Annotated in this window: 25 protein-coding genes and 2 tRNA genes; 14 read left to right on the forward strand and 13 right to left on the reverse strand. The window is 69.4% G+C overall.

Features of this window, described 5'->3' with window-relative positions; genetic code table 11:
• The first annotated feature begins 3 nt into the window (after window positions 1-3).
• Complete coding sequence (gene fabF, locus J4Z35_RS02960) at window positions 4-1,257, forward strand: beta-ketoacyl-ACP synthase II (protein ID WP_006944307.1); 1,254 nt, start codon at window positions 4-6, stop codon at window positions 1,255-1,257.
• The gene (locus J4Z35_RS02965; RefSeq protein ID WP_074040721.1) at window positions 1,254-2,672 is read left to right on the forward strand and encodes a carboxyl transferase domain-containing protein; all 1,419 of its coding nucleotides are present in this window, start codon (window positions 1,254-1,256) and stop codon (window positions 2,670-2,672) included. Before fabF ends, J4Z35_RS02965 begins: the two co-directional genes overlap by 4 nt.
• Window positions 2,673-2,746: 74 nt before the next feature.
• Here the strand turns inward: J4Z35_RS02965 and J4Z35_RS02970 are convergent, their stop codons facing one another.
• The 4 genes from J4Z35_RS02970 to J4Z35_RS02985 form a co-directional block, all read right to left on the reverse strand.
• Window positions 2,747-3,250 (reverse strand): DUF3145 domain-containing protein, encoded by a 504-nt coding sequence (locus J4Z35_RS02970; protein WP_038571106.1) that lies wholly within the window; start codon window positions 3,248-3,250, stop codon window positions 2,747-2,749.
• A 224-nt stretch (window positions 3,251-3,474) separates the two neighbouring features.
• Complete coding sequence (locus J4Z35_RS02975; protein ID WP_006944321.1) at window positions 3,475-4,290, reverse strand: potassium channel family protein; 816 nt, start codon at window positions 4,288-4,290, stop codon at window positions 3,475-3,477.
• 119 nt (window positions 4,291-4,409) lie between these two features.
• Window positions 4,410-4,483: transfer RNA gene (locus J4Z35_RS02980), tRNA-Ile, on the reverse strand.
• 58 nt (window positions 4,484-4,541) lie between these two features.
• Entirely contained in the window at window positions 4,542-5,462 is a 921-nt protein-coding gene (locus J4Z35_RS02985; protein ID WP_006944166.1) for a MerR family transcriptional regulator, read from the reverse strand.
• A 141-nt stretch (window positions 5,463-5,603) separates the two neighbouring features.
• On the opposite strand from J4Z35_RS02985, the gene J4Z35_RS02990 reads away from it, so the two are divergent.
• The 5 genes from J4Z35_RS02990 (at window position 5,604) to J4Z35_RS03010 (ending at window position 9,763) form a co-directional block, all read left to right on the forward strand.
• Window positions 5,604-6,257, forward strand: a complete 654-nt coding sequence (locus tag J4Z35_RS02990; RefSeq protein WP_131941168.1) for a hypothetical protein — start codon at window positions 5,604-5,606, stop codon at window positions 6,255-6,257.
• Window positions 6,258-6,461: 204 nt separating this feature from the next.
• On the forward strand, window positions 6,462-7,250 hold the full coding sequence (locus tag J4Z35_RS02995) for an amino acid ABC transporter ATP-binding protein (protein ID WP_006944163.1): 789 nt from the start codon (window positions 6,462-6,464) through the stop codon (window positions 7,248-7,250).
• Window positions 7,251-7,284: 34 nt separating this feature from the next.
• Window positions 7,285-8,106: a glutamate ABC transporter substrate-binding protein gene (locus J4Z35_RS03000; RefSeq protein ID WP_006944204.1), complete on the forward strand. Its 822-nt coding sequence runs from the start codon at window positions 7,285-7,287 to the stop codon at window positions 8,104-8,106.
• Between the two features lie 65 nt (window positions 8,107-8,171).
• On the forward strand, window positions 8,172-8,852 hold the full coding sequence (locus J4Z35_RS03005; RefSeq protein WP_038568646.1) for an amino acid ABC transporter permease: 681 nt from the start codon (window positions 8,172-8,174) through the stop codon (window positions 8,850-8,852).
• Window positions 8,849-9,763 (forward strand): amino acid ABC transporter permease, encoded by a 915-nt coding sequence (locus tag J4Z35_RS03010; RefSeq protein WP_208065337.1) that lies wholly within the window; start codon window positions 8,849-8,851, stop codon window positions 9,761-9,763. Before J4Z35_RS03005 ends, J4Z35_RS03010 begins: the two co-directional genes overlap by 4 nt.
• A 149-nt stretch (window positions 9,764-9,912) precedes the next feature.
• On the opposite strand, the gene J4Z35_RS03015 is transcribed toward J4Z35_RS03010, so the two are convergent.
• The 5 genes from J4Z35_RS03015 to J4Z35_RS03030 form a co-directional block, all read right to left on the reverse strand.
• A tRNA-Asn gene (locus J4Z35_RS03015) sits at window positions 9,913-9,985 on the reverse strand.
• A 108-nt stretch (window positions 9,986-10,093) separates the two neighbouring features.
• The gene (gene dnaG / locus J4Z35_RS03020) at window positions 10,094-12,079 is read right to left on the reverse strand and encodes a DNA primase (protein WP_038568650.1); all 1,986 of its coding nucleotides are present in this window, start codon (window positions 12,077-12,079) and stop codon (window positions 10,094-10,096) included.
• Between the two features lie 93 nt (window positions 12,080-12,172).
• Window positions 12,173-13,399, reverse strand: coding sequence for a deoxyguanosinetriphosphate triphosphohydrolase (locus tag J4Z35_RS03025; RefSeq protein WP_038571115.1), 1,227 nt, complete (start codon window positions 13,397-13,399; stop codon window positions 12,173-12,175).
• Window positions 13,396-13,809 carry a DUF3806 domain-containing protein gene (locus J4Z35_RS14355; protein WP_006944331.1) on the reverse strand — a complete coding sequence of 138 codons (414 nt, stop codon included), beginning with the start codon at window positions 13,807-13,809 and terminating at the stop codon, window positions 13,396-13,398. Before J4Z35_RS14355 ends, J4Z35_RS03025 begins: the two co-directional genes overlap by 4 nt.
• Entirely contained in the window at window positions 13,809-14,087 is a 279-nt protein-coding gene (locus J4Z35_RS03030) for a DUF2277 domain-containing protein (RefSeq protein WP_040014394.1), read from the reverse strand. The genes J4Z35_RS14355 and J4Z35_RS03030 overlap by 1 nt, the downstream gene beginning before the upstream one ends.
• Before the next feature lie 80 nt (window positions 14,088-14,167).
• Between J4Z35_RS03030 and J4Z35_RS03035 the strand changes: the two genes are divergently transcribed.
• Window positions 14,168-15,022 carry a sulfurtransferase gene (locus J4Z35_RS03035; RefSeq protein WP_006944323.1) on the forward strand — a complete coding sequence of 285 codons (855 nt, stop codon included), beginning with the start codon at window positions 14,168-14,170 and terminating at the stop codon, window positions 15,020-15,022.
• Between the two features lie 115 nt (window positions 15,023-15,137).
• On the opposite strand, the gene mqo is transcribed toward J4Z35_RS03035, so the two are convergent.
• Both mqo and dusB read right to left on the reverse strand, forming a co-directional pair.
• Entirely contained in the window at window positions 15,138-16,643 is a 1,506-nt protein-coding gene (gene mqo / locus J4Z35_RS03040; protein ID WP_254653964.1) for a malate dehydrogenase (quinone), read from the reverse strand.
• A 145-nt stretch (window positions 16,644-16,788) separates the two neighbouring features.
• Complete coding sequence (gene dusB, locus J4Z35_RS03045; protein ID WP_006944180.1) at window positions 16,789-18,021, reverse strand: tRNA dihydrouridine synthase DusB; 1,233 nt, start codon at window positions 18,019-18,021, stop codon at window positions 16,789-16,791.
• Between the two features lie 84 nt (window positions 18,022-18,105).
• Here dusB and J4Z35_RS03050 point away from each other — a divergent pair, with 84 nt between their 5' ends.
• The 5 genes from J4Z35_RS03050 (at window position 18,106) to J4Z35_RS03070 (ending at window position 21,809) form a co-directional block, all read left to right on the forward strand.
• The gene (locus tag J4Z35_RS03050; protein ID WP_006944183.1) at window positions 18,106-18,423 is read left to right on the forward strand and encodes a DUF6703 family protein; all 318 of its coding nucleotides are present in this window, start codon (window positions 18,106-18,108) and stop codon (window positions 18,421-18,423) included.
• A 46-nt stretch (window positions 18,424-18,469) separates the two neighbouring features.
• Window positions 18,470-19,411: a metal ABC transporter substrate-binding protein gene (locus J4Z35_RS03055; protein WP_243754810.1), complete on the forward strand. Its 942-nt coding sequence runs from the start codon at window positions 18,470-18,472 to the stop codon at window positions 19,409-19,411.
• Window positions 19,408-20,256: a metal ABC transporter ATP-binding protein gene (locus tag J4Z35_RS03060; protein ID WP_115297172.1), complete on the forward strand. Its 849-nt coding sequence runs from the start codon at window positions 19,408-19,410 to the stop codon at window positions 20,254-20,256. Before J4Z35_RS03055 ends, J4Z35_RS03060 begins: the two co-directional genes overlap by 4 nt.
• A 74-nt stretch (window positions 20,257-20,330) precedes the next feature.
• Window positions 20,331-21,332 carry a metal ABC transporter permease gene (locus J4Z35_RS03065; RefSeq protein ID WP_144694477.1) on the forward strand — a complete coding sequence of 334 codons (1,002 nt, stop codon included), beginning with the start codon at window positions 20,331-20,333 and terminating at the stop codon, window positions 21,330-21,332.
• A 45-nt stretch (window positions 21,333-21,377) separates the two neighbouring features.
• Window positions 21,378-21,809 carry a transcriptional repressor gene (locus J4Z35_RS03070; RefSeq protein WP_006944276.1) on the forward strand — a complete coding sequence of 144 codons (432 nt, stop codon included), beginning with the start codon at window positions 21,378-21,380 and terminating at the stop codon, window positions 21,807-21,809.
• Between the two features lie 286 nt (window positions 21,810-22,095).
• Here J4Z35_RS03070 and J4Z35_RS03075 read toward each other — a convergent pair whose 3' ends face one another.
• Both J4Z35_RS03075 and recO read right to left on the reverse strand, forming a co-directional pair.
• A complete protein-coding gene (locus J4Z35_RS03075; RefSeq protein ID WP_074039902.1) occupies window positions 22,096-23,001 on the reverse strand; it encodes an isoprenyl transferase in 906 nt (301 codons plus the stop codon).
• An 80-nt stretch (window positions 23,002-23,081) separates the two neighbouring features.
• Entirely contained in the window at window positions 23,082-23,891 is an 810-nt protein-coding gene (recO, locus tag J4Z35_RS03080) for a DNA repair protein RecO (protein WP_074039899.1), read from the reverse strand.
• Between the two features lie 227 nt (window positions 23,892-24,118).
• On the opposite strand from recO, the gene J4Z35_RS03085 reads away from it, so the two are divergent.
• Window positions 24,119-24,760, forward strand: coding sequence for an alpha-ketoglutarate-dependent dioxygenase AlkB (locus J4Z35_RS03085; RefSeq protein WP_038568664.1), 642 nt, complete (start codon window positions 24,119-24,121; stop codon window positions 24,758-24,760).
• Window positions 24,761-24,782 lie beyond the last annotated feature (22 nt).

Here is a 24,782-nt window from a genome sequence, read left to right on the forward strand (position 1 = left end):
AGCATGACCCCGAACCGCGACGCCCGCATCGTCGTCACCGGCATCGGTGCGACGACCCCGCTCGGCGGCACCGCACCCGAGACGTGGGACGCCCTGCTCGCCGGTCGTTCCGGTGCTCGCGCGCTGCCCGCCGAATGGCTGGAGCAGTTCGAGCTGCCCGTGACGTTCGCCGCGTCCATCGCCCAGGACCCGGCCGAGGTGCTGACGAAGGTCGAGACGCGCCGCATGGACCGCAGCGCCCAGTACGCGCTCATCGCAGGGCGCGAGGCGTGGGCAGACGCGGGCAGCCCCGAGGTGGAGCCGGAGCGACTCGCAGTCGCGTTCGGCACCGGCATCGGCGGGGTGACGACGCTGCTCGACCAGTGGGATGTCATGCGCGAGAAGGGCCCGCGTCGCGTGTACCCGCTGACGGTGCCGATGCTCATGCCCAACACCTCTGCGGGCAACCTGTCGCTCGAGTTCGGTGCGCGCGCAGGCGCCCACACGACCGTCTCCGCGTGCGCCTCCGGCGCCGAGGCGATGGGTCTCGCGATCGACATCATCCGCTCGGGCCGCGCCGACGTCGTCATCGCCGGCGGCACCGAGGCGCCGATGCACCCGCTGCCGTTCGCCGGGTTCGCGGCGATGAAGGCCCTCTCGACGCGCAACGACGACCCGCAGGCCGCCTCCCGCCCGTACGACACTGGCCGTGACGGCTTCGTCATGGGCGAGGGTGCTGCGGTCGTCGTGCTCGAGTCCGAGGAGCACGCGAAGGCGCGCGGCACGCGGATCTACGCCGAGCTCGCGAGCATCGGCATGTCCGCCGACGCCCACCACATCACCGCGCCCGAACCCGAGGGTGCCGGTGCCAAGCGGGCGATGCGTCAGGCCGTCGATGCCGCCGGTCTGACGCCCGCCGACATCTGCCACATCAACGCCCACGCAACCTCGACGCCCGTCGGTGACGTCGCCGAGGCGAACGCGATCCGCGCCGCGTTCGGCGCCGACGCCGACCACATGGCGGTGGCCGCGACGAAGTCGATGACGGGTCACCTGCTCGGCGCTGCGGGCGCGCTGGAGGCCGTCATCACGGTGCTGTCGGTGCACCACCGCCTCGTTCCGGCGGCCATCAACATCGACGACCTCGACCCCGCCATCGACCTCGACGTCGTGCGCAGCGAGGCCCGCACGCTGCCCGAGGGCGACATCGCGGCCCTCAACAACTCGTTCGGCTTCGGCGGCCACAACGTCGCCCTCACGATTCGGAGCGCCTCATGAACGCCCTCACCGCCACCGCGCCGGCCGAGGCCGACGTCGACCCGCGCGACCCGTATCGCCGCCTCGAGAACTTCCTCGACGCCGGCAGCGTCGACGTCATCGCCGAGGTCGAGCGCTCCGGCTTCGTCTCCGCTCGCGGCACCGCCGACGGCACGCCCGTCGTCGTGTTCTGCTCCGACGCGCGGGTGCAGGGCGGCGCGATGGGTGTCGAGGGGTGCAAGGCGATCGTCGAGGCCTACGAGATCGCCCTCGCCGAGAACCTGCCCGTCATCGGGCTGTGGCACTCCGGCGGCGCGCGACTGGCCGAGGGCGTCGTCAGCCTGCATGCCGTCGGCGAGGTGTTCGCCATCATGACGCGGGCGTCGGGCAAGATCCCGCAGATCTCCGTGGTCATCGGCGCCGCCGCCGGTGGTGCCGCCTACGGGCCGGCGCTGACGGACGTGGTCATCATGGCCGATCAGGGCCGCATCTTCGTGACGGGCCCCGACGTCGTGCGCTCGGTGACGGGCGAGAACGTCGACGCCGCACGCCTCGGCGGGCCCGAACCGCACGGTCGACGCTCGGGCGTGGTCCACGTCGTCACGGCGACAGAGGATGAGGCCTTCGAGCGAGGCCGTCTGCTCGCCTCGCTCATGGCGAACCAGGGCGAGTTCGAGCTCGGATCGCTCGAAGAGCGCGACCTCGGCGCCACGTTGCCCGAGAACCCGAAGCGTGCCTACGACGTGCACCCCCTCGTCGACGACCTGTTCGACGATGTGGGTGAGCAGATCGAGCTGCACGCGAAGTGGGCGCCCAACATCGTCACCTCGCTCGGGCGCCTCGGCGGGCGCACCGTCGGCGTCATCGCGAACAATCCGATGCGTCTCGGCGGGTGCCTCGACTCCCCCGCCGCGGAGAAGACGTCCCGTTTCGTGCGCATGTGCGACGCGTTCGGCATCCCCCTCGTCGTGCTCGTCGACGTCCCCGGCTACCTGCCTGGCGTCGGTCAGGAGTGGGACGGCGTGGTGCGCCGCGGCGCGAAGCTGCTGCACGCGTTCGCCGAGGCGGTCGTGCCGCGCGTGACGCTCGTGACGCGCAAGACGTACGGCGGCGCGTACATCGCGATGAACAGCCGCTCCCTCGGCGCGACGCGCGTGTTCGCGTGGCCGAGCGCGGAGGTCGCCGTCATGGGTCACGTCGCTGCCGTGCGCATCCTGCACCGTCGCCGGCTCGCGGAGGTCGACGAGGCCGCGCGTCCCCGGGTCGAGGAGGAACTAGCCGCCGAGCATGCCGTGCTCGCGGGTGGACTGGAACGCGCCCAGGAGATCGGTGTCGTCGACGAGGTCGTCGAGCCGGCCGAGACGCGCGGAGCGCTCGCTTCGGCACTGGCCGCCGCACCCGCGCGTCGCGGGCAGCACGGCAACATCCCACTGTGATCTGACGCCCACCCGGCATGACGAAGGCCGCTTGCTCCCCCAGAGAGCAAGCGGCCTTCGACGTGTGTGGTGCGTCAGCCGACGCGGTGCAGCCAGCGCACGGGAGCGCCGTCGCCGGCGTAGCGGAAGGGCTCGAGCTCCTGGTCCCAGGCGGTGCCGAGCAGCTCGGCCATCTCGGCCCGGAACTCCTCAGGGTCGCCCTGGCTCGCGACGAGGGCGCTGCGCAGGCGGTCCTCGCTGACGACGGCGTCGCCGCTCGCCGACGTCCACGTGTGGTGGATGCCGAGGTTCGGGGTGTGCGACCAGCGTGAGCCGTCGTTGCCGGGTGAGGGTTCTTCGGTGACTTCGTAGCGCACGTGATCCCAGCCGCGCAGCGCGCTCGCGAGCTTTGCGCCGCTGCCTGGTTCGCCGCTCCAGCTGAACTCGCTGCGCACGAGGCCCGGCGCGACGGGCTGCTGCGTCCACTCGAGGTTGACGTCGGCGCCGAGGACGCTCTCGAGCGCCCACTCGATGTGAGGGCACAGCGCAGCGGGGGTGGAGTGCACGAAAACCACCCCGCGCGTCATGACGCGAGTCATCGACATCCGAACCTCCTGGTGTTCGCGAGGGACGTCTTCCCCAACGACCTCAGCCACACCCAGGAATCCGATGATGTGTGCCGCCATTCTGCACGATGGCGACGCTGCAGGCCAGCACCCGTGCGGCGTGGCGAAGAATCAACCTGTCACTCTGGCGCATGCGGTGCTCACCCCGTGGGAGCGACACGCCCGCGTGTCCTGGCGAGCTGTCTCGCAGTGCCCGCTCAGAGGATGTCGTCGCTCTCGGGCGCTGCGGCCCGGTGCGACGCCGTCCGGCCCCGTAGTTCCGCGACGTCGGCGCGCAGGGCTCGGATCTCATGGGTGAGTGCTTCGACCTCGTCGCGCATGCGGTCGTCGGCGGCGACCTCGCCGTCCTCCTCGCGGACGCGATCGAGGATCCATGACGCCACCGAACCCGTGACGACACTGAACAGCCCGATGCCGCTGAACATGAGGCAGGCGGCGACGACACGTCCGCTCGGTGTCACGGGGTGGTGCTCGCCGTAGCCGACCGTCGTGATCGTCGTCGTCGCCCACCACAGGGCGTCGCCGAAGGTGTGGATGTTGGCGCCCGGCGCCTTGCGTTCGGCGTCGAGGACGGCGAGTGCGCCGAGCAACAGCACCGTCAGCGTCGCGAACCCGAGGTAGGCGACGATGCGGCCGCGCAGGGTGCGTCCGAGGCGCTTGTCGAGCAGCCGCAGCAGGGCGATGAGCTGCATCGTGCGCAGCGGTTGCAGCGCGGGCAGGACGAGGACGAGCACGTCAAGCCCGGAGTGGCGCAGGAAGCCGCGACGGTCGCGGGAGAGGTGGAGGCGCGCGAAGTAGTCACCGACGAACGCGAGGTAGGTGATGACGTTGAGTGCATGGAACGTCAGGATGACATCGGTCGGCAGGCTCGGCCGGAGAATGGGTGCGGCATACGAGGCGATGAAGACGAGCGCCAGGATGCCGAGAGGGACGCGCGTCGCCTCCTGCCACTTCTCCCGCGCGCCTTCACCGGATGATGCCGGGCCGGTGCTCACCCACGGCGCGTTGCTCATGCGCCCATCGTAGGGAGGCGCACCCTCGCGCACCGACGGCCGCCGACATACGCCCTGCGACAAGGCGGCTCGTCTCGAGATGACGACGTCCTCGGCGTGACGGCGTGACGACGTCCGAGTAGGGCGGGCGGGGCTTGAACCCGCGACCCAGGGATTATGAGTCCCCTGCTCTGACCAGCTGAGCTACCGCCCCTCGCCCGCTCGTCGCGGGCCGCAAGAGAGTTTAACCCCCGTGACGTGGGGTTGTGGCGTCAGCCGACCAACTGTGCGGCGGCGTCCGAGTCGGATCGCCCGGTGCGCCCCGATTCGTCGATGAGTGCGGAAGCTGCGGCGACGACGTCCTGCGACATCGCCTCGACGCCGAGGTCGGCGCATATGGTGTCGGTGGCGCCGCGCCCGCCGATGAGGAGGCGGTAGGAGCGCGCGAGGTCACGCAGCTCGTCGAGCGAGCGACGGAACGTCGTGTCACGCGTCGCAGCCATGACGACGAGATCGGGCTGCAGGATGGAGCACGCCTGCGCAAGATCAGCGACAGGCGTCTCCTGGCCGATGTAGCGAATGCGCCACCCCGAGCGCGCGAGAAGCACCCCGAGCACGAGCAGTGGAATGTCGTGCTGCTCCCCCGGCGGGCAGGCGAGGACGACGAGGGGCCCGTCACCGTCGGCCCACATGAGGCTGTAGCTGTCGAGGCGACGGCGGATGAGTTGCGTCGCGAAGTGCTCGTGCGCGACGGACACCTCACCCCGTTCCCAACGCCCGCCCAACTGCACGAGGAACGGCATGAGGCCGTCACGCAAGGCTTCCTCGAGCCGATGCGACGACAGCAGCCGATCCAGCGCGGCACTCAGGGCGAACTCGTCGAACCGGTCGACAGCGCGGTGCATCTCGTAGACGATGGCTGCGGCGTCGATACGTCGGCCGGCCGGGATCTGGGCGACGACGTTCGCGTTGACGCGGCGCGCGGCCTCCGCGATGGACACACCTTGCTCGCGTAGGCCCAGCACCGCAGAGACGCGACGGACGTCGAGTTCGCTGTAGACGCGGTAGCCGCCCGTCGTGCGCGACGGTTTGAGGATGCCGTAACGGCGCTCCCACGCGCGAAGGGTGTGAGTCGACACCCCGACGCGTTCGGCAAGTTCGCCGATCTGCAGCCCCTCGACATGCGTTGACATACGCAGAGATTAGCGACCTTGAGAACGTCGACAAAGGTTTGTCGACGCCTGTCACCCCGCCTTACGTTCAAAGGAACGCCGCACACAGCGAGTTCCCATTCGTCGGCGCCCGCCGCAGCTGCCGACCAGAAGGGGGCGACCATGAGCACGGCACTCGAGACCGACACATCTTTCAGTGACCTTGGTCTGAGCCTGCCCGCACTGGCCCGCCTGCGGCTGCACCAGACCTGGACGGCGCCGCTGCCCGTCAGCTCTACCCAGGCAGCTGAACTGTGGCTCGCCGACCTCGCCCTGCCCGTACGCCTCTCCCGGTGGGCGCATGGCTTCCGCTCGTACGACCTCGGCGCGTTCACCGCGGATGAGTTCGCCGCGCGTAAGCGTGACGTTCTCGCCGCCTGTGGCCGCACGGACGGCCGCGTCCTCATGCTCGCGCAGCCGGCCCGCGACGCCGTCGCGCCCCGTATCTACTGGGTCCTCGAGGAGGACGACACCCCCGTCGCGCACATCGCCGAGATCGTCCATGACGGCGAGCGCCTCGGCATGTTCGTCACCGGCGCCGAGGGCAGGCACGTCCAGGGGCGGCTCGTCATCGACGGCATCCCGACCGAGACGGTCGGGCAGCTGCGCGCCCACCTCGACGTTGACGGTGTGCGCGTCGGCCTCCAGCTCACGAGCGTCGACGGTTCCCCGGTGCTGACGATGTCGCTCACCGGCACGCTCACGTCGGGTTCGTCGCGCGCCCTGATCCAGTCGGCGCAGCGCGCGGCAGCGTCACAACGCGTCCTCGCCGCCTGAGACACTCACAGATTCGCTCGCGACCCCGGCCACCAGGTGGAGCCGGGGTCGTGAGTCGTCAACAGCGTGAGACGAGCGCGGGTGCTGCGGGATCTGACGGGTCAGTAGATATCGACAACCTATCCACGCTCATGTGTAGCAATTAGGTCACGAATGAGCGCGGCGGCGCCGTAGCGGCCTGTGGGCGTGACTACGATCACTGCCATGACCGGAGCCACCACTGCCCCAGCGCACAGTGACATCACCGCCCAGCGAGGCGAACCCCTCGTCGTGCTCGACGGAGTGAACAAGCACTTCGGCGACCTGCACGTCCTCAAGGACATCGACCTGAGCGTCAATCGCGGCGAGGTCGTCGTCGTGCTCGGCCCCTCGGGATCCGGCAAGTCGACGCTGTGCCGCACGATCAACCGGCTCGAGACGATCGAGTCCGGAACGATCACGATCGACGGCAAGGCGCTGCCCGAGGAGGGCGCGGCGCTGGCGAAGCTGCGCGCCGACGTCGGCATGGTGTTCCAGTCGTTCAACCTGTTCGCCCACAAGACGATTCTCGACAATGTCACCCTCGGCCCCATCAAGGTCCGCAAGCAGAGCAAGGCCGACGCGGAGGCGAAGGCGATGGAGCTGCTCGAACGCGTCGGTGTCGCCCACCAGGCGAAGAAGTTCCCGGCCCAGCTCTCCGGCGGCCAGCAGCAACGCGTCGCCATCGCCCGCTCCCTCGCGATGGAACCGAAGGTGATGCTCTTCGACGAGCCGACGTCAGCGCTCGACCCCGAGATGATCAACGAGGTCCTCGACGTCATGGCGCAGCTCGCCGCCGACGGCATGACGATGATCTGCGTCACCCACGAGATGGGCTTCGCCCGCCGCGCCGCCGACCGCGTGATCTTCATGGCGGACGGCGCCATCCTCGAGCAGGCGGCCCCCGAACAGTTCTTCAGCAACCCGACGACCGATCGTGCCCGGGACTTCCTCGGCAAGATTCTCACCCACTGACGCAGGCCGTCAGCAAACCCAGGAGGAAACAGACATGAAGCGTGCCATCGCCACCGCAGGTGTCGCCGCCCTCGCCCTCGGCCTGACGGCCTGTGGCGGCAGCGACGACAAGAGCTCGTCCGGCTCGGGCGACAAGATCAAGATCGGCATCAAGTACGACCAGCCCGGCCTCGGACTCAAGGCCGGCTCGGACTACAAGGGCCTCGACGTCGACGTCGCCAAGTACGTCGCGAAGGAGATGGGCTACGGCGAGGACAAGATCGACTTCGTCGAGTCGCCCTCCAAGCAGCGCGAGAAGATGCTCGAGGCGGGCACCGTCAAGATGATCTTCGCCACGTACTCGATCACCGACAAGCGCAAGCAGCAGGTCTCCTTCGGCGGCCCCTACTTCGTCGCCGGCCAGTCGGTCCTGACGAAGGCGGACAGCGACATCAAGAGCGTCAAGGACCTCGCGGGCAAGAAGGTCTGCTCCGTCACCGGCTCGACGTCGGTCGACAACCTGAAGAAGCAGCAGCCGAACCTCGTCCCCCAGCAGTACGACAAGTACTCCGAGTGCGCGGACGCGCTCGCCTCCGGCGCCATCGACGCGATGACGACGGACAACACGATCCTCGCCGGCTACGCCAACCAGGATGCCTACAAGGGCAAGTTCAAGCTCGTCGGCGATGCCTTCACCGAGGAGAAGTACGGCGTCGGCCTCAAGAAGGGCGACAAGGACACCTGCGAGAAGGTCAACAAGGCCATCACGAAGATGGTCGACTCCGGTGAGTGGAAGAAGGCCGTCGAGTCGAACCTCGGCGCCGACTTCCGCTACGACACGAAGCTCAACCCGCCGAAGCCGGCAGCCTGCTCCTGATCCACGCGCGGTGTCGGGCGCGGCACCCGCCGCGCCCGTCACCGTCACCCATTGAAAGGCCTTGCATGTCAACGCTTTTCAGCGATTATCATCTGCTCGACGCGTTGTGGATGACGATCAAGCTGACCCTCGTGGCTGCCGTGGGCTCCCTCGTCCTCGGCACGCTCGTCGCCGTCCTGCGCATGTCGCCGGTGCCGATGCTGCGCTTCCTCGGCACGTCCTACATCAACATCTTCCGCAACACTCCCCTGACGCTCATCATCCTGTCGTGCAACCTCGTGCTGTGGGCCAAGCTCGGCGTCGAGCTCGCGGACAGCAAGAGCCCCGACTTCTTCACGACGAACAACTTCCGCCTGGCGGTGCTCGGCCTGACGGTGTACCACGCCGCCTACGTCTGCGAGGCGCTGCGTTCCGGCGTCAACACGATCCCGCTCGGGCAGGCCGAGGCCGCGCGTTCGATCGGGCTCACGTTCAGCCAGTCACTGCGTGAGGTCATCCTGCCGCAGGCGTTCCGCGGCGCGATCGTCCCCCTCGGCAACGCGCTCATCGCGCTGACGAAGAACACCACGGTCGCCGTCGTCATCGGCGTCATGGAGATGGCCGCGATGCTGGCGAAGGTGACCGAGGACGACCCGGGCCTGCTCAACCAGGCGTTCTCCGCCTCGGCCCTCGCCTTCGTGGCACTGACCCTGCCGACGGGTCTGCTCGTCGGCTACCTCGGCAAGAAACTGGCGGTGAAGCGATGAGTAGCGGAGTTCTCTTCGACGCCCCGGGCCCGAAGGCCCGCCGGCGACACGCCGTCCTGACGGTGCTCGGCGCCCTCGTCCTTCTCGGCCTGCTGTGGCTCGTCTACCGCCGTCTCGACGACAAGGGCCAGCTCACCTCGGCCATGTGGAAGCCGTTCCTCGAGGCCTCGACGTGGCAGGACTACATCCTGCCGGGCCTGCTCGGCACGTTGAAGGCCGCCGGCACCGCCATGATCGGCGCCGCCGTCTTCGGCATCGTCTTCGCGATGGCCCGCATGTCGCATGTGCGGCCCCTGCGGCGGGTCGCCGGCGTCATCGTCGAGCTGGGCCGCGCCGTGCCCGTGTTGCTCATGATGCTGTTCGTCTACGGCTGGCTCTCGACCCGCGGTGACAACGACAACAACCCGTTCATCGCGACGGTCGTCGCCCTCGTCATCTACAACGGTGCGGTCGTCGCCGAGGTCATCCGCTCCGGCGTCGACCAGCTGCCGAACGGGCAGCGTGAGGGGGGTCTGTCCGTCGGTCTGACACAGACGCAGACCCTGCGCTCGATCCTGCTGCCGCAGGCGATCACCGCGATGATGCCGACGCTCATCAGCCAGCTCGTCGTCGTGCTCAAGGACACCGCGCTGGGGTACAACGTGCTCTACGGCGAGATGCTCTACAAGGCCAAGAACGCCGCGGTCTCGTCGGCGAACATCGTGCCGATGATCTTCGTCGTGGCGCTCATCTACATCGCGCTCAACTACACGATCTCGAAGATCGCCGTCCTCGTCGAGAAGCGCCTGCAGAACCGCGGGCAGGCAGCCGGCGCGGGCGAACACGGCGACGGGCCGGGCGCGGGCGTGACCGCCGGGGTCGCCGTCACCGGCGCCCCGGGCGTCAACTTCGGCGAGCAACACACGACCTGACGTTCGCGCACACTACGCGGGGGCCTCGACCATGATCGGTCGAGGCCCCCGCGTCGTGTTGCGTCAGGACGCGCTCAGCGGCGCACGAGCCGCCACAGCATGCGAGAACCGCCCCGTATCATGGTGATACGAGGCGGTTCTCGGTGATGCTCCCCCACTTGGACTCGAACCAAGAACCCTCCGATTAACAGTCGAATGCTCTGCCAATTGAGCTATAGGGGAATGCTCGACCCAGCGGTTCAGGCTCTCACCCGAACGTTTGGCGCGCCGTAACTATAGCAAAGGTTCGACGCGCGTTCACAATCGCAGCCTTGCGCTCGCCCGGGGCACCTATCTCAGACCGGCCTCGCGCAGCGCGTTGAGCTGCGTCTGCAACTGGAACAGGCGCGCACTCGCTGCACGGGAGGCGTCTGCGTAACCCGGCGCGTTCGGGTCGAGCCGGCGAAGCTGCCCCATGGCATCGGCGATCGCCGAGCTGAGCGCGCCCTCCTGCACGTTCTGGATGAGCGCCGCGACATAACGCTCATCCGGGCGGCCCGTCGCCTCGTCGAGTTTCGTCGGCAGGTCACGGACGACGAGCTCGTTGAGCACGTCATGCAGCTGCGGGTCGGTGCCGCGCCGCACGGCCTCGTTCCACGCCCCGATCGACGCCACGGAACCCGGTCCGCCGGCCCCGATCGCCGCCGCCAGGATGAGCTGGTGCGCCGGCGCGCTGAAGTCCCCCGGTACGAGCTGATCGAACACGGTGCCCTTCAACGACTCCGGGTACTGCAGCATCACCTGCAACAGCTGCCGCTCCCCCGCGATCGACGGATCACGCGGGTTCGGCTTCGGGATGCTCGGACGCTGCGGCTCAGCGGCCTCCGACACGCTCTGGCCCTCGCGCTGCCCACCGCCGGGGCCCGACGATGGCTGCTGAGAACCCTGCCGCGATGCGGCCGGCGACTCCTCCCGCCGCGGCGGGCGTCGCTCGCTCAGCTTGCCGCGCGGCGCGGTGCGCACGGCTGCGCTGAGCTGCTCGATCTCGACTCCGATCCACCCGGCGACCGTGCGCACGTACTCGGGCCGCAGCGTCTGGTCACGGATGCCGGCGATGATGGGGGCCACCGCGCGCATGGCGGCGACGCGCCCCTCCGCGTGGTCGAGGTCGAACCCCGCGATCGTCGTGCGCACGGCGAACTCGAACATCGGCACCGCGTCTTCGATGAGACCGCGCACCGCCTCATCGCCCTGGCGCAGGCGCAGGTCGCACGGGTCCATCCCGTCCTTCGCGACGGCGACGAACGACTGGCTCGCCCAGCGCTGATCCTCGTCGAACGCCTTCATCGCCGCCTTCTGGCCGGCGGCGTCACCGTCGAACGTGAAGATGACGCGCGCGGGGGTGCCCCCGGCCTCGTCACGCATGATGCGACGCAACGACTTGATGTGATCCACGCCGAACGCCGTGCCACACGTCGCGACGGCATTGTCGACGCCCGCGAGGTGCGCGGCCATGACGTCGGTGTAGCCCTCGACGACGACAGCGCGTCGCTCGCGCGCGATCGTCTTCTTCGCGAGGTCCAACCCGTACAGGACGTGGGTCTTCTTGTAGACCGGCGTCTCGCTCGTGTTGAGGTACTTCGCCTCGATGCGGTCGTCTTCGAAGATGCGGCGCGCGCCGAAGCCGACGGTGTCGCCCGTGATGTCGCGGATCGGCCAGACGACGCGGCCACGGAACCGGTCGTAGAGGCCCCGCGACGACTGACCGACGAGCCCGGCAGTCGTCATCTCCTCGGGGCTGAAACCCTTGGCGCGCAGGTGCGCCGTCAGCGCGTCGCCGGTGCGTGGCGCGAAGCCGACGCCGAAGTGCTGCGCGGCCTTGCCGTCGAAACCCTTGGCGCGCAGGAAATCCCGCCCGGCGCGGGCAGACGGGTCGCGAAGCAGCGCCTCGGTGTAGAACTCCTCCGCCACGCGGTGCGCCTCGACGAGCCGCATGCGCCGCCCCGGCGGCTCACGGTCGGGCCGCTCGCCCTCCTCGTAACGCAGCACCATCCCGGCCTTCGCGGCGAGGCGCTCGACGGACTCGGTGAACGACAGGTGCTCGGTCTCCATGACGAACGAGATGACGTCACCCGACTGACCGCACCCGAAACAGTGATAGACACCGACGGCGGGACGCACGGTGAAGCTCGGCGTCTTCTCGTCGTGGAACGGGCACAACCCCTTGAGCGAACCGGCGCCCGCGCGCCGCAGCGTCACGTGCTCGGAGACGACGTCCTCGATGTTGACGCGATCCTTCACGGCAGCGATGTCCTCTGCCTTGATCAGCCCCGCCACGTCACTCCTTCCCACCTCACGCGATGCCCGGCCACGGCCGGCTCGGCACGCACCGTAAGTGTAGGCGCGGCCACCGACAACCCCATCCGATCGTCACGACGGGGCGTGCGCCGCCTCCGCGAGCGCTCGCCCGTCCGTCAACGACGCGACCTGGTCGATGACGACGCGGAGCACGCCGGCATCGTCGGCCGCGGCGCGCGCGTCGTCGAGAAAAGGTACGTCCATGCGCTCGGGATCAGCGACGAGACGGGCGACGAGTGACTCGACGACCTCGCGCTGCACCCGGTGCTGCGCCTCGCGTGCCTGCGTGAACATGACGAAGTGCGCCGACATTCCCTTGAGGACCGCGACCTGTGCACGCACGTCGTCGGGCACGACGAGCACAGCGTCGTACCGCGCGAGCGGCTGGTGGCCGTACGCGGCGCGCGTGGCGTCCTCGGGTGCCGCTGCGAAACGGCCGATGAGCTTGCTCGTCATGTCCTTCAACGCCGCCAGATCGCGGCGCGAACCGACGAACGATGCCGGCAGGTCGTCGTGCAGCAGGGCGTCGAAGGCCTCCGCGAGCGCGTCATCACTCAGATCGGGCGCGTACCGGGCGCGCGCCGCGGCGATGACGCCGGCACGCTCAGCCGGCGAGCGCAACGCCCGCAACTCCAGCGCACCGGCCGCGACGGCGTCCTCGATGTCATGGACGCTGTAGGCGACGTCGTCGGCCCAGTCCATGACCTGCGCCTCGAGGCACGTGCGTGCCGGCGCCTCGGTGCGCACGAACGCGAAGACGTCCGCGTCGTCTTCGTAGACACCGAACTTCGTGGTGCCCGCCGGGCCCTCGCCACGGCGCCACGGGTACTTCGTCGCCGCATCCAGCGTCGCGCGCGTGAGATTGAGCCCGACGGAGCGCCCTCCCGAGGTGTGCCGCTTCGCCTCGAGGCGCGTCAGCAGCCGGAAGGTCTGCGCGTTGCCCTCGAACCCGCCGATGTCGGCCGCGAGCGCGTCGAGCACGCTCTCGCCGAAGTGCCCGAACGGCGGGTGGCCGATGTCGTGCGCGAGACATGCGGCGTCGACGACGTCCGAGTTGCAACCGAGCGCGTCCGCGAGTTCGCGCCCGATCTGCGCGACCTCGAGCGAGTGCGTCAACCGGTTGCGCACGAAGTCGTCCGTCCCGGCCTGCCACACCTGCGTCTTCGTCGACAGCCTCCGCAGCGAGGCGCTGTGCACGATGCGCGCTCGATCGCGCGCGAAGTCGTCACGATCACTGCGCTTGCGGGTGCGATCCTCCGCGACGAAGCGCTCCCGATCGCGCGCCGCGTACGTGCTCAGCGAAGCACCTCGAGCTGCGTGCGTAGGTCGCGTGCCCAGTCGGCGAGCCAGTCGCGCTGCATCTCGTTCCAGGCATCGGCGACGAAGTCGCTCGGGAACATGATGCTCGACTCGTCCGGCAGCGACAGCCCGATGTCGCGGCCCTCGGCGTCCGTGATGACCCGCCACTCGAGCACCGTCTCCAGGGTCAACCACTGCCCCAGCGCGAAGCCGATCATCGCGACGAACGGCGTCGGATCCTCGCGCTCGGTCTCGTCCTGCGCGATGACCCGGTCGACGTAACTCTCGTACGCCGCGTCGATCGTCGCGACGTCGGTGACGTCTATGTTCCAGCGCGCCGCGTCATCGAGCCAGCCGTCGAGAACGGTCTGCTCGGCCTCGCCGACGGGTTCGACGATGATGTCGGCCATCAGCTCGCCACCGCCGCGTAGCGCTGCGCCGCGCGGGCGCGCGCCTTGCTCGCCTCGACCTCGCGGTCCTTGGGCGGCGCGCTCGTCACGAGAGAGTCGATCAGCTCGCGCGAGGCCTGCGCGATGACGTCGACGGCGCGCTCGTAGGCGGCTTCGTTGGCGCTCGACGGCTTGGCCGAGCCGCCGATCTTGCGCACGTACTGCAGGGCTGCGGCACGCACCTCCTCGTCAGTCGCGGGGGGCGCGAAGTTGTTGAGCGGGCGGATGTTGCGGCACATGCCTAAAGCGTGCCACACGACGCCGACAACAGCCGTCGCATCGGGCGCCACGCCGGGCCCCGGCTCGCTACGCTGACAGCATGACGCACCTGCCGCACCCGCTCGTGTCAGCTCACCGACTCGCCGCACGCCTAGAAGCCGGCGAACGCTTCCACCTGCTCGACGTGCGGTGGGCGCTCGGGCAGCCCTCGATGCACGAGGCGTACCTGCACGCACACCTGCCCGGCGCCTGCTGGGTTGAGTTCGAGGACGCCCTCAGCGACGCGGTCAGCGACGACGGCGCGGGCGGGCGTCATCCGATGCCGTCGCTCGATCGGTTCCAGGACGCGATGCGCGCCGCCGGCGTCCGCAACGATGTGCCCGTCGTTGTCTACGACGCCGCGAACGGCCTCGCCGCGGCCCGCTGCTGGTGGTTGCTGCGCTATTTCGGCAAGCTCGACGTGCAGGTGCTCGACGGCGGTCTCGCCGCGTGGAAGCAGGCCGGCGGGGCGCTCGAGGGGGGCGATCCGACGCCAACGCAACGCGGTGACTTCATCGCGACGCCCCGCCACCTCACTCTCGTCGATGCCGACGGCGCGGAGGAGCTCGCCGCGCGTCACCTGCTCGTCGACGCCCGCCCCGCCGACCGCTTCGCCGGCCAGAACGAGACGATCGACCCGGTCGCCGGGCACATCCCCGGCGCCGTCAACATCCCGGCGCTGAGCAACATCGGCGCCGACGGCTGCTTTCTCACGAGCGACGACCTCGCCACGCGCTTCACCGCGCGTGGCATCCCACGTCATGAACGCGTCGGGGTCTACTGCGGCTCCGGCGTGCAGGCCGCGCATCTCGCGCTCGCGCTCGAGGTGAGCGGCGTGTTCGACGACCCGGCGGTCTACATCGGGTCGTGGTCGGACTGGATCAGCGACCCCGAACGACCCGTCGAACGCGACTGAACCGAGCCGTCGCGCCCCTCGGCGATCTCGCACCCTTCGCTGCCCCACCCGTGACAGACGCGAACGGCCGGCCCCCGCTCGTGCAGGGGCCGGCCGTTCGTCGTGTCAGCGTGGGTCAGCCGCGCTTGGGCAGACCCAGCTTCGTGTCAGACTCGGCCTCGAGTTCGAGCGCGCGGTGGGGGTCGCTCGCAACGTCGGTGCCGAGCATCGGGATGACGCTGCGCAGCTCGTTCTCCCAACGCTCCCATTCGTCCTTGAACGACGAACGCAGGATGTCGAGCGCGATCGGGACGGCGGTCGACGCACCCGGCGACGCGCCTAGCACACCCGCGATCGTGCCGTTCGCGGAGGTGATCACCTCGGTGCCGAACTGCAGCGTGCCCTTCGTGCCCGAGATGGGCTTGATGATCTGCGCGCGCTGGCCGGCGGTGAACAGCTTCCAGTCGTCCGAGACGGCCGTCGGCGCGAAGTCGTGCAGCGCCTCGATGCGCTTGGCCTGGTTCGCGAGCAGATCCTGCGCGAGCACTTTCGTCAGGCCGAGGTTCTCAAGGCCGGCGGTCGCGATCGGCAGCACGTTGTCGGTGCGCAGCGACTGGAAGAGGTCGAGAACCGAGCCCTCCTTGAGGAACTTCGGCACGAGACCGGCGAACGGGCCGAACAGCGCGGTGCGCTGGCCGTCGATGATGCGTGCATCGAGGTGCGGCATCGACATGGGCGGCGCGCCCTCGGCGGCCTTGCCGTACACCTTCGTCTGGTGCTTGGCGGTGACGGCCGGGTTCTCGGTCGACAGGAACGTGCCGGAGACGGGGAACAAACCGTAGCCCTTCACCTCGGGCACCCCGGCCTTGCGCAGCAGCTTGAGCGTGTAACCGCCCGCGCCGAGCATGAGCACCTTCGTGCGCACGACGCGCGTCGCGCCGTCCCGCAGGTTCTTGACGGTGACGTTCCACGAGCCGTCGGCATTGCGCTCGATGTCGGTGACCTCGTGCTTGAGCTCGAGTGCGCCGCCGCGGGCGACGAAGTCCTCGAACAGCTGACGGGTGACGGCGCCGAAGTCGACGTCGGTGCCGCTCGGGGCGTAGGTCGCGGCGATCTTCTCACCGGCCGGGCGGCCCTCGATGAGCAGCGGCGACCACTGCTCGATCTGGCCGTAGTCCTCCGAGTGCTCCATGTCGTGGAAGAACGGGTGCTCGCTCATGAGGCGGAAGCGCTCGCGCAGGAACTTCTGGTTCGCATCGCCGCGCACGAACGCCATGTGCGGCGTGTTGTTGATGAACGTCGACGGCTCACGCATCGCGCCCTCGGTGACGAGGGAACCCCAGAACGTCTTCGTCGTGAGGAACTGGCCGTTGATCGCAATGGCCTTCGAGATGTTGACGCTGCCGTCGGCCGCCTCGGGCGTGTAGTTGAGCTCGCACAGCGCGGCGTGGCCGGTGCCCGCGTTGTTCCAGCCGTTCGAGCTCTCGAGGGCGACCTCGTCGAGACGTTCGAAGACGGTGAGCGACCACTCGGGGTGCACCCGCTGGATCATGGCACCGAGCGTCGCGCTGACGATGCCGCCGCCGACGAGCAGGACGTCGACGGAATCGGATGCGCTCTTCGCGCCCTCCACGTTGTTCACCACATGCCCCTTACGCGCTGATGTGTCGTGTTGCTGGCGCGCCGCATCGCGACGCTTTGTTCTCCACGGTAGTCCTCCTGGATGCCGAGCGTGCAACGGGGCGATGAACTACCGGGGTGATGTGATCCGTGACACGCCTGGCGTGTCAGCCCCCGGAGTTCTCCGCCTCCGCCTCGGCCACCCAGGCGGCCTGTTCGGCGGTGAGCTCCTGCGTGTCGAGCCACCCGTCGGGCAGGACGACGCGTCGCTCGCTGCCCGCGCGACCGCGCGGCCCGTCCGCCGCAGCGCCGGGCCACGGGGCGTCGAGGTCGAGCCCGGCGACGAGGTCGTCGAGCGCGGCGAGGGAGTCGACGAGCGCGAGCTGATGACGCAGCTGCGAGCCGACCGGAAAGCCCTTGAAGTACCAGGCGATGTGCTTGCGGATGTCGCGGCAGCCCTTGAGCTCGTCGTCGTAGAACTCGACGAGGTACTCCGCGTGGCGGCGCAACGTCGCGCAGACCTCACCGAGCGTCGGGTCGACGCGGGCGTCGGAACCGGCGAAGGCCGCGGCGAGGTCGGTGAACAGCCAGGGCCGTCCGAGGCAGCCGCGCCCGACGACGACGCCGTCGCAGCCTGTCTCGGCGACCATGCGCATGGCGTCCTCGGCCGACCAGATGTCACCGTTTCCGAGCACCGGGATGCTCGTCACGGTCTCCTTGAGGGTGCGGATCGCCGACCAGTCCGCGTGGCCCGAGTACGCCTGTGCGGCCGTGCGGGCGTGCAGCGCGACGGCCGCGACGCCCTCACCCTCGGCGATGCGCGCCGCCTCGAGGTAGGTGAGGTGATCGGTGTCGATGCCCTTGCGCATCTTGACGGTGACGGGGATGTCGTACGGGCTCGCCTCGCGCACGACGGCGCTGACGATGCCGCGGAACAGCTCGGTCTTCCATGGCAGCGCGGAACCGCCGCCCTTGCGCGTCACCTTGGGCACCGGGCAGCCGAAGTTGAGGTCGATGTGGTCCGCACGGCCCTCCGAGGCGAGGATGCGCGCCGCCTTGCCGGCGTTGAGCGGGTCGGTGCAGTAGAGCTGGATGGAGCGCGGGTTCTCGTCGGGGTCGGTCTCGATGAGCTTCATCGTGAGCGGAACGCGCTCGACGAGAGCGCGCGAGGTGATCATCTCGCTGACGTAGAGCGACGTCGCGCCGCTCGCACCCGCGGCGACGGAGCCGTCATCGCCGTACTGACGACACAGGCGCCGGAACGCACGGTTGGTGATGCCCGCCATCGGCGCGAGTACGACGGGCGAGGTGATGGTGTGCCGTCCGATCTGCAGCGGCGGCAGCGCCGACGGGTCGCGCACGAGCGCACCGGGTGCGGGAGGGGCTTCGAGAACAGTCATCGCCTTCCAGTGTCCCACTCGCGCGCAAGGCGGGCGACATGACGACTGGAGCAGCACCCGGCCCGCGCCCACTACCCTGGTGCCGTGTCACGCAACGAACCACGACCCGAAGTCTCCGTCAGCACGAGCCGCGCGAAGGCCATGCACGCCTCCGACCCGGCGATCGGGGCGCTGGCGCGCCTGCCGCAGTGGGTCATCCTCGCTGTCCTCGCCGTCCTCATGATCGTCGGCATCGCGGTGCGCGGCGTCGTCGGAGCCGTCGCGTTCGGCCTCGTCACCGCCTTCCTCGCCTGGCTGCTGTACCTGTCGTGGCAGCAGCTGCGCCCGCTCGACCGCCTCGCGCGCGCCGCCGTCATCGTGCTGACGCTGGGCGTGACGATCGTGCTGGCGTTCCCGAGGTAACCCCATGTTTTGACAATGATTCTCACTTTGAGTGAGAATCATTGTCATGTTCATGCATCGCTCGTTCACCGTTGCTCTCACCGCCGCCCTGGGGCTCGGCGTCACCGCCTGCGGCTCCGAGAACGGGCGCACCGACGACGGCCGCGTCCAGACACTGGCGAGCTTCTATCCGATGCAGTACGCGCTCGAACGCATCGGCGGACCAGACGTCACCGTCAAGAACCTGACGAAGGCCGGCCAGGAGCCGCACGACGTCGAGCTCACGCCCCGCCAGGTCGCCTCCGTCGCGGACGCCGGCCTCATCGTCTACGCGAAGGGCTTCCAGGCCAGCGTCGACGACGCCGTCGCCTCGAGCGCCAAGGCCGGGCGCGCACTCGACGTCTCGCCGCAGGCCGACCTCGACCTCACAGCCGAAGAGGAGGGCCACCATGACGAGAGCGAGCACGAGCACGCTTCCCATGCCGGCGGTTCCGACCCGCACTTCTGGCTCGACCCGGTGCGCTACAAGGCCGTCGTCCAGGCGATCGGTGACCGGCTCGCCAAGGACGACCCCGAGCACGCCGACGGATACCACACGCGCACCGCGTCACTCGTCAAGGATCTCGATGCCCTCGATGCCGAGTACCGTGGCGGCCTCGCTCACTGCACGAACCGGACGATCGTGACCGGCCACGAGGCGTTCGCCTACCTCGCGGCACGATATGGGCTGACGCAGCGCGGCGCGTCGGGTGTCTCCCCCGAGGCCGAGCCGACGCCGGCGCAGCTGTCGTCGATCAGCGATTACGTGAAGAAGAACAAGGTGACGACGATCTACGCTGAGACCCTCGTCTCGCCGAAGGTGGCTCAGACCATCGCCTCCCAGACCGGCGCCCGCGTCGACGTCCTCGACCCGATCGAAGGGTTGACGGATGCGAGCAAGGGCAGCGACTACCTCGCCGTGATGAGATCCAACCTCGCCACATTGAAGAAGGGCCAGGGCTGCTCGTGAGCGTCTCCCCCATCCTGCGACTGCGCGACGCCGCGTTCGGCTACGACGGCCGCGCGGTCGTCAGCGGTGTCTCGCTCGAGGTGAACCCCGGCGAGATCATCGCGGTTCTCGGGCCGAACGGCTCCGGCAAGTCGACGCTGATGCGCGGCATCCTCGGCCTCAACGACCACGTCAGCGGGCAGGTCGAGCTGTTCGGCACGCCCGCATCTTCGTTCAAGGCGCGCACGCGCATCGGCTACGTGCCGCAGCGGCACACGCTGTCGGCGTCGGTGCGCGCGACGGTGGAAGAGGTCGTCGAGGTGGGTCGCCTGCCGCACCGGCCCTGGTACCGACGCGCGGACGCCGAGGATCGCCGGCTCGTCACCGCGGCCCTCGCCGAGGTCGGGCTCGCCGATCGCTCCCGCGACGACGTCGCCACCCTCTCCGGGGGTCAGCACCGACGCGTCCTCATCGCCCGCGCGCTGGCCGCGCAGCCCGACATCCTCGTCATGGACGAGCCGACGGCCGGCGTCGACACCGCCAGTCAGGAGGTACTCGCCGAGGTGCTCGAGCGCCTCGCCGCGAGTGGCGTGACGATGATCATCGTCACGCACGAGATCGAGGCGCTGCACGGCATCGTCACGCGCATCGTCGAGGTCGCGCACGGCGCCGTGACGTTCGACGGACCGCCCGCGCGCTACGGCGAGCGCGTCAGCGCGTCGCTCGGTGGGGCGTCGCTCGGCGGCCACGACCACCACGCCGAGGACCTGCCGCACCACGCGCCGGGCTACGCGCGCGGACCCTTCGACGACGCCAGGTTCGCGCCCGATCACGGGCGATTCAGGGAGGGGGATCGTCGTGGCTGAGTCGCTCGCTACGTGTTCTGATGGGGCGCCCGTGCGTCCCGTCGCTCCCTTCCACGCTCTGATCGGAGGCCACCGTGGGTGACCTGTTCGTCCTCGAGGCGATGCGATACGCGTTCGTCGCCGCGCTGCTCGTCGGGGCGGCCGCGCCGTCCGTCGGGGTGTTCCTCGTGCAACGACGGCTGTCGCTCATCGGTGACGGCATCGGCCACGTCGCGCTCGCCGGCGTCGCGATCGGGGTGCTCCTGCACGCCTCGCCGATCCTGACGGCGCTCATCGCGGCCGTCGTCGCGGCGTGCATCATCGAGTTCATCCGCCTGCGCGGGACGACGAACGCCGACGTCGCCCTCGCCGTCATGTTCTACGGCGGTATCGCGGCGGGCGTCGTACTGCTCTCACGCGCCGACAACGCGGGGCAGACGTCGATCAGTCAGTACCTGTTCGGCTCGATCCTCACGACGACGAGCGACCAGCTGTGGCAGTTCGGCGCGCTCGCCCTCGTCGCCGTCGGCGCGACGACGGTGCTGCGCAAGCGCCTGTTCGCCGTCGCCAACGACGAGGAGTACGCGCGGGCCGTGGGGCTGCCCGTCGTGCCGCTCAATCTGCTGCTGTCGATTCTGACGTCGGTGACGGTCGTGTTGTCGATGCGCGTCATCGGCCTGTTGCTCATCTCGGCGCTCATGATCCTGCCCAACGCGACGGGCCAGCTGATCGGTCGTAGCTTCCGTCAGACGACGGCCGCAGCCGTCGTCGTGGGCTGCCTCAGCGGTGCGCTGGGCGTCACCAGCGCGTACTACCTCGACACCCCGCCCGGCGGTACCGTCGTGCTCGCGGCGATCGCGCTGTTCCTGCTCGCGTCGTTCGTGGCGATGACCGTGCACGCCGTGCGCGCTCGTCAGGCGCGACGGGTGTCGCACCACGCGCACGAGCACCGGCAGGGCTGCGGGCACCCGTCCGTCCCGCACGGCGACCACGTCGACTACCTTCACGACGGTGAGTTCCACGCGCCGCACGGCGACCACTGGGACGCCCACCGACCCGCCGTCGAGACCTCGAAAGGCACGCATGATGCGGTGTGACAGCGCAGGACGCTTCGAGCTTCGACGAGTCTGGACGGATGTCCGATGAGTGCGCGCAAACCGACACGCCAGCAGCGCGCCGTCGCCGAGAGGCTCGACGGCTGCGGCGAGTTCTGCTCCGCGCAGGATCTGCACGCGAAGCTGCGCGCCGACGGTGAGACGATCGGCCTCGCAACGGTGTACCGCACCCTGCAGGCGCTCGCCGGGGACGGCACCGTCGACGTGCTGCGCACCGACGACGGTGAAGCCGTCTACCGCAGCTGCTCCCCCACGCACCACCACCACCTCGTGTGCCGACGGTGCGGACGCACCGTCGAGGTCGAGGGCCCGACGGTCGAACGCTGGGCCTCCGGCATCGCCGCCGAGCACGGCTTCACCGCCGTCAGCCACCAGCTCGAGATCTTCGGGCTGTGTCGCGCGTGCAGTCAGGACGCCGCCGCTGCCTCTGCTTCCGCCCCCTCTGACGCGGGGCCTTGAGTCGCCCGAAGCGTTGCGGCGGGTTCTCCCGTCAGGACCGCACCGAATGTCTCGACGGCACTGACCCTGCCGCATGGCGACGGCGCAAACACCTCACGAAGGCGCCGTCTCCACCGTGTCACGGCGGCTCTAACGCGTCACGGCGGCACTGAATACCATGACGGCACTGCCCCGGACTCCGGTCTCGAGGGGTGAATCAGGCGACGCGGCCGGCATCTGACACCACTGCGAACTGCGTCCCTCTGTGCGCTTTTCGTCGACCTTCGTAAATCGCAGGGGGGCCGGGTCAGTCGATGAGGCCGTCGTCCTCGTAGATGCCGCCGCCGTCAGCGTCGGGGTCCCCCATGAGCACCGGGTCGTAGGACGGCTTGGGCTTCGACGGCGCCCGAGCTGCCGCCGCAGCGTCGTCCGCAGCCTGCTGAGCGGCGACGGCGTCGACGGCTCCGCCATAGCGACGGTCGCGCCGGGCGTAGATGTCGACGGCCTCCCACAGCTTGCGACGGTCGAAGTCGGGCCACAGCGTATCGAGGAAGACCATCTCGGCGTAGGCGCTCTGCCATAGCTGGAAGTTGCTCGTCCGCTGCTCGCCGGAGCTGCGCACGAACAGGTCGACGTCCGGCAGGCCCGGCGCGTAGAGGTAGCTCTGGATCGTCTTCTCGGTGATCTTCTTCGGGTTCAACCGGCCGGCCGCGACGTCGTCAGCGAGCGAGCGTGTGGCATCGACGAGCTCTGCGCGCCCGCCGTAGTTGACGCACATCTGCAGGGTGCAGACGGTGTTGTTCTTCGTGCGCTCCTGGGCGACTTCGAGCTCGCGCACGACAGAACGCCACAGCCGCGGCTTGCGCCCCGACCAGATGACGCGCACGCCCCACGAGTCGAGCAGGTCGACGCGACGACGGATCGTGTCGCGGTTGAAGCCCATGAGGAAGCGCACCTCCTCCGGCGAACGGCGCCAGTTCTCCGTCGAGAACGCGTAGGCGCTGATGTTCTTGACGCCGAGTTGGATGCAGCCGGCGACGACGTCGATCAGCATCGCCTCACCCGCCTCGTGGCCCTTCGTGCGCGGCAGACCGCGCTCGTTGGCCCAACGCCCGTTGCCGTCCATGACCATCGCGATGTGCTGCGGCACCAGCTCAGCAGGAATCGCGGGCGGCGTGGCGCCGCTGGGGTGCGGGTCGGGTGAGATCGGCACGGGCGTCGTCCTTCGGGTCGTGATTCTTGTCGTCGTGCTGCGTGACGTAGGTGTCCCGACGTCTCGGTGAGGACAGTCTCTCAGGACGCCGGGGGCACGTCGTGCGGCGCGGGCTCGGCGGGTGTCGCGGGTGGGGTCGAGCGAGCGACGACGGTGTAGTCGCCGCGATCGACGTGCCTGAGCGAGCGCACGCCGTGTTCGAGGTGCCATTCGACGTATGCGGCGATGAGGTTGCTCGACTGTCGACGCGCGTCGTCGCTCGTCGCGGCGACGGCGATCCAGTCGCCGCGCAGCAGGGCGTCCATGAGGACGAACGTCTCGGGCATCGGCGCGGTCGATCCGGGCGGGCGGCACTGCGGGCAGACGGCGCCACCGACGGCGAGGTTGAACGCACGCTGCGGGCCGGGGTCGCCGCAGCCGGCGCAGTCGATGAAGCTCGGCGTCCACCCGGCCGTCGCGACGGAACGCACGAGGTAGGCGTCGAGCACGAGATGTGCGGGGATCTGACGCTGCGCGAGCGCTGCGAGCGCCCCGGCGAGAAGGTTGAAGTGGGCCACGACGCGGTCGGAATCCTCGCAGAGCCGGTCTGCCGTCTCGAGCATCGCGGCACACGCGGTGTAGGAGGGATAGTCCTGCGCGATGGCGTCGCCGTAGGAGGCGAGGAGGTCGACCTGAGTGACGACGTCGAGGTTGCGCCCCTCGTGCAGCTGGATGTCGACGACCATGCCCGGCTCGAGACGCGCCCCGAACTTCGACTTCGTCTTGCGCACGCCCTTCGCGACGGCGCGCTTCTTGCCGTGATTGCGCGTCAGCATCGTGATGATGCGATCGGCCTCCCCCAGCTTGTGGGTGCGCAGCACGATGGCGGCGTCACGGTAGAGGGGAGGCATGTCTCCATTGTCTCGCGGTTGCCTGCGTCAGCGATAGCGGGCCCGCGTCTCGTCCGCTGACGGCGCAACTCGCCGGGCGGATGCGTCCCCAGGCATGCCTCAGCCGCCGACATGCGTTCTGCTCCCCCACCCCCGCCGTTTCCCCCTGCGTCCAACTGCACCCGGGTGCATCTGGGCGCAAAGGGCGGGGCTGGACGAGTCAGGACAAGAGGCGCATAATCGAACACATGTTCGCAGGTCTACAGGGGTCGCTGCTCGACCAGGTCGAGGAGGTCGGCGTGCGTCCGCTCGTAGGCGCCGTCCGTCGCACCGAGCTGACGCGCGGGGCCTGGGTCGACCTGCGCCCCGGCTTCATCACCGGCGCTGACGAGTTGTTCAGCCGCCTCATGCTCGGTGGCAGCGCGGGCGTCGACTGGCAGGGCGAGCGTCGCGTCATGTGGGACAAGGAGGTCACCACGCCCCGCTTGCTGCGCTTCTACCGCGGCGACGAACGCTGGCCCGACCCCGTGATGCGCGACGCCCAACGCGCGCTGAGCGACCATTACGCCCCCGAACTCGGCGAGCCGTTCACCACCGCCGGCATGTGCCTCTACCGTGACGGCCGTGATTCCGTCGCGTGGCACGGCGACAAGGAGGGCCGCTCGAGCACGAAGGACACGATGATCGCCATCGTCTCGATTGGCTCGCCGCGCACACTGGCGCTTCGCCCCGTCGGTGGCGGGCAGAGCCTGCGCTTCCAGATCGGCCACGGCGACCTGCTCGTCATGGGTGGCTCTTGTCAACGGACCTGGGAGCATGCCGTTCCGAAGACGACGAAGTCCGTCGGGCCTCGCATCAGCATCCAGTTCCGGCCCTACGACGTGAGATGAGATTCAACCCCGTGACGCATGC

The sequence above is a fragment of the Dermacoccus sp. NHGro5 genome, from assembly GCF_017565385.1.
Classification (GTDB): domain Bacteria; phylum Actinomycetota; class Actinomycetes; order Actinomycetales; family Dermatophilaceae; genus Dermacoccus; species Dermacoccus nishinomiyaensis.